This window comes from Arcticibacter svalbardensis MN12-7 (genome assembly GCF_000403135.1).
Classification (GTDB): domain Bacteria; phylum Bacteroidota; class Bacteroidia; order Sphingobacteriales; family Sphingobacteriaceae; genus Arcticibacter; species Arcticibacter svalbardensis.
In genome coordinates, this window is the sequence record NZ_AQPN01000123.1 from 1 (window position 1) to 3365 (window position 3365).

At 48.1% G+C, this 3365-nt stretch carries 1 tRNA gene and 1 rRNA gene; both read right to left on the reverse strand.

Annotated features, from left to right (window positions below):
* Positions 1–152 precede the first annotated feature (152 nt).
* Positions 153–3032, reverse strand: a 23S ribosomal RNA gene (locus tag ADIARSV_RS16720).
* A 251-nt stretch (positions 3033–3283) separates the two neighbouring features.
* Positions 3284–3357, reverse strand: a tRNA-Ala gene (locus ADIARSV_RS16725).
* Positions 3358–3365: the final 8 nt, after the last annotated feature.

The following is a 3365-nucleotide window of genomic DNA, read 5'->3' on the forward strand; positions in this document are numbered from 1 at the left end:
CGCTATTCGCTTTGATCGTTTTATCATTAAGTTTTAAAGTATAGTGTTAAAAGTTATTCATATTGCTATGCTTTCCCTTCTAACGCTTGCTTTTAAACTTTTAACGCATTGAAAGAAGTCTTTGAAAACAGGGTAAACTCACAGAACCATTGCTGTTGAAAGATTCGGGTTATTAGTACTACTCGGCTATGATGTTACCACCTTTACACCTGTAGCCTATCAACGTGATAGTCTCTCACGACCCTATGTGGAAGTCTCATCTTGTGGCTAGTTTCGCACTTAGATGCTTTCAGCGCTTATCTATTCCAAACGTAGCTACTCTGCAGTACAGCTGGCGCCATAACAGATTCACTAGAGGTTTGTCCATCCCGGTCCTCTCGTACTAAGGACAGCCCCACTCAAACTTCCTACGCCCACAACAGATAGGGACCGAACTGTCTCGCGACGTTCTGAACCCAGCTCGCGTGCCACTTTAATCGGCGAACAGCCGAACCCTTGGGACCTTCTCCAGCCCCAGGATGTGACGAGCCGACATCGAGGTGCCAAACCTCCCCGTCGATATGAGCTCTTGGGGGAGATCAGCCTGTTATCCCCAGCGTACCTTTTATCCTTTGAGCGATGGCCCTTCCATGCAGAACCACCGGATCACTATATCCGTCTTTCGACCCTGCTCGGCTTGTCTGCCTCACAGTCAAGCAAGCTTATGCTATTGCACTCCACGTACGGTTACCAAGCGTACTGAGCTTACCTTTGAAAGCCTCCGTTACCTTTTTGGAGGCGACCACCCCAGTCAAACTACCCACCAAACAATGTCCCCCTGTTTAGGGGTTAGACACCGGATACAGAAAGGGCGGTATTTCAAGGTTGACTCCACAATAGCTAGCGCCACTGCTTCGTTGCCTCCCGCCTATCCTACACATCCTGTACCCAATATCAATGTTAAGTTGTAGTGAAGGTGCATGGGGTCTTTCCGTCCCGTTGCGGGTAACCGGCGTCTTCACCGATACCACAATTTCACCGAGCTCATGGCTGAGACAGCGCCCAGATCGTTACACCATTCGTGCAGGTCGGAACTTACCCGACAAGGAATTTCGCTACCTTAGGACCGTTATAGTTACGGCCGCCGTTTACTGGGGCTTCGATTCAATGCTTCTCCTTTAACAGATAACATCCCCTCTTAACCTTCCAGCACCGGGCAGGTGTCAGGCCTTATACCTCATCTTTCGATTTTGCAAAGCCATGTGTTTTTGTTAAACAGTCGCCTGGGCCTTTTCACTGCGGCCAATGTTGCCATTGGCGCCCCTTCTCCCGAAGTTACAGGGCCATTTTGCCGAGTTCCTTAGCCATGATTCACTCGAGCACCTTAGGATTCTCTCCTCGACTACCTGTGTCGGTTTACGGTACGGGTTTCTTTAACCTGAAGCTTAGCGGGTTTTCTTGGAAGTCTGATTACCTGCTCTATCTACTTACCCGAAGGCTCGCAGTACTATTGGGTTTCAGCTAAGTCTGCGGATTTGCCTGCAGTCCTAATACCTACGCCTTTTAACGATCTATTCCGTCAGATCGCGGCAGTGTCACTACTCCGTCTCCACATCGCAGTTAAAGAAAGTACTGGATTATTAACCAGTTGTCCATCCACTATCCCCTTCGGGTTCGCGTTAGGTCCCGACTAACCCTGATCCGATTAGCGTTGATCAGGAAACCTTAGTCTTTCGGTGGGCGGGTTTCCCTCCCGCCTTATCGTTACTTATGCCTACATTTGCTTTTCCAATCACTCCAGCACAACTTACGTCATACCTTCTCTGTTATTGGAATGCTCCCCTACCACTGAACTTATCGTTCAATCCATAGCTTCGGTATACCGCTTAATGCCCGTTTATTATCCATGCCCGATCGCTCGACTAGTGAGCTGTTACGCACTCTTTAAATGAATGGCTGCTTCCAAGCCAACATCCTAGCTGTCTGTGCAATCGGACCTCGTTAGTTCAACTTAGCGGTAATTTGGGGACCTTAGCTGATGGTCTGGGTTCTTTCCCTCTCGGCGCGTGACCTTAGCACCCCGCGCCTCACTGCTGATCATATTTTATAGCATTCGGAGTTTATCTGGATTTGGTAGGATTTGACTCCCCCGCACCCAATTAGTAGCTCTACCTCTATAAAACTTAATATCAACGCTGTTCCTAAAAACATTTCGGGGAGTACGAGCTATTTCCCAGTTTGATTGGCCTTTCACCCCTACCCTCAAGTCATCCGGAAACTTTTCAACGTTTATCGGTTCGGTCCTCCAGTACCTGTTACGGCACCTTCAACCTGCTCAAGGGTAGATCACAAGGTTTCGCGTCTACCTCCTCTGACTGTACGCCCTATTCAGACTCGCTTTCGCTTCGGCTGCGTGGCTGAACCACTTAACCTTGCCAGAGAAGAGTAACTCGTAGGCTCATTATGCAAAAGGCACGCCGTCACAGAACTAGTCTGCTCCGACCGCTTGTAAGTACACGGTTTCAGGTTCTATTTCACTCCCCTGTTCGGGGTTCTTTTCACCTTTCCCTCACGGTACTGGTTCACTATCGGTCTCTCAGGAGTATTTAGCCTTACCGGATGGTGCCGGCAGATTCCCACAAGGCGTCTCCGACCTCGCGGTACTCAGGATACCACTATCCTATGCTCTCTTACGTCTACGCAGCTATCATGCGCTATGGCCAGGCTTCCCATCCTGTTCGACTTCAATCACATATTCATGTTGTGGTCCTACAACCCCGGCTATGCCGTAACATAGCCGGTTTGGGCTCTTTCCCTTTCGCTCGCCACTACTCAGGAAATCATTATTATTTTCTCTTCCTATGCTTACTTAGATGTTTCAGTTCGGCACGTTTGCGCTATTGCAACTAGTCTTCAACTAGTTAGGTTTCCCCATTCGGAAATCTGCGGATCAATTCATATTTGCTAATCCCCGCAGCTTATCGCAGCTTATCACGTCCTTCATCGCCTCTGAGAGCCAAGGCATCCCCCGTGTACCCTTTCTTACTTTCTTCTTCCTATCCTGCTTTTGCTCAGGATGGAATGCTTTGTTATAAGTGTACTCCGGTAATCGTTTCTTTGGTGTATTCTTGGTATATTTCCTTGCGTACTTTATACCTCATCTACATTAATATCCAACTACCTATACAACTTATTCTGTTGTTTTCTTGTTTTCAATTACTTCTTCCAATATGTCAAAGAACTTTTTATACAGGCTCTGTCTTCCTCTCCCTTTCGGTTGATTCATTCAGTCTTTGTACAAACGTGGAGAATAACGGATTCGAACCGTTGACCCCCTGCGTGCAAGGCAGGTGCTCTAGCCAGCTGAGCTAATCCCCCGTTTGATG